The organism is Gottfriedia acidiceleris (genome assembly GCF_004138285.1).
Classification (GTDB): Bacteria; Bacillota; Bacilli; order Bacillales; family Bacillaceae_G; genus Gottfriedia; species Gottfriedia acidiceleris_A.
This window is the reverse complement of record NZ_SCFN01000059.1, coordinates 1-826: the sequence shown is the minus strand read 5'-3', so window position 1 is coordinate 826 and position 826 is coordinate 1. Positions and strand designations below refer to the sequence as shown.

Genomic DNA, 826 nt, shown 5'->3' with positions numbered 1-826 from the left:
GCCATTGCTGCAAATGTTAATTTTAATCCACGTTTCATTTTAATCCCCCTAAAATGTTTGTTTTTATTTTTAATTTTGTTTTTAATTTTTGTTTGTTATCTCTTACAATCTCTACTTTAAAGTTTTTAGGTTAAGCAAGTTTTAATCAATCGTAAAGAAATTGTAAATCTTTTTAAGAGGTAGTATGTTTAATTGATTTATGGGCATTGTAAGTAACGTTAAAATACAAATTACTTATTAAAACTTGATAAATATAAATAAGAAAACTACTTAAAAGTAGCTTAACTTTTTAAGTAGTTTCAGGTGCCCGATCTATGGCGAGTAAGGAATATTGAAAAAGAAAAATACGAACACATAGTGAACTTTATAAAGTTGTGAACTTCTTTAATAAAACCGTATATTTGGTTGACATTCTATAAGAAATAAAAAAAGCTGACTCAAAAGTCATAGACCTTTCGAGTCAGCTTAAATTGCATTATATTATTGTAAACCTGACATTTCTGAAGCTGGGATATAACCCATTTCAACTAACTTGTCAGCAAATTCATCGCCACTAATGAATTCAATATATTCTTTTACTGGAGATTTTGCATCACCTTTTGTAATCATATACTCATATGAATAGAATGGGTACGCACCAGAAGTAATGTTATCAGTTGAAGATTCTTTTCCATCAATTTTCACAGTTTTTAAAGCATCTTTTTTATCGCCGATTAAATATGAGTTAGCAAGATAAGAAATTGCACCAGGAGTAGAGTTTACAGCTTGTTCAACTGCACCGTTTGAATCTTGAACTGTTCCTACGCCATCATTAATCTTAACGTCT

Annotated in this window: 1 protein-coding gene; it reads right to left on the bottom strand. The window is 29.4% G+C overall.

The annotated features are described in order from the left end of the window. Positions 1 to 480: 480 nt before the first annotated feature. Positions 481 to 826, bottom strand: a 346-nt coding sequence (locus EP747_RS23935; RefSeq protein ID WP_328590760.1) for a substrate-binding domain-containing protein, incomplete at its 5' end; no start/stop codon positions are given.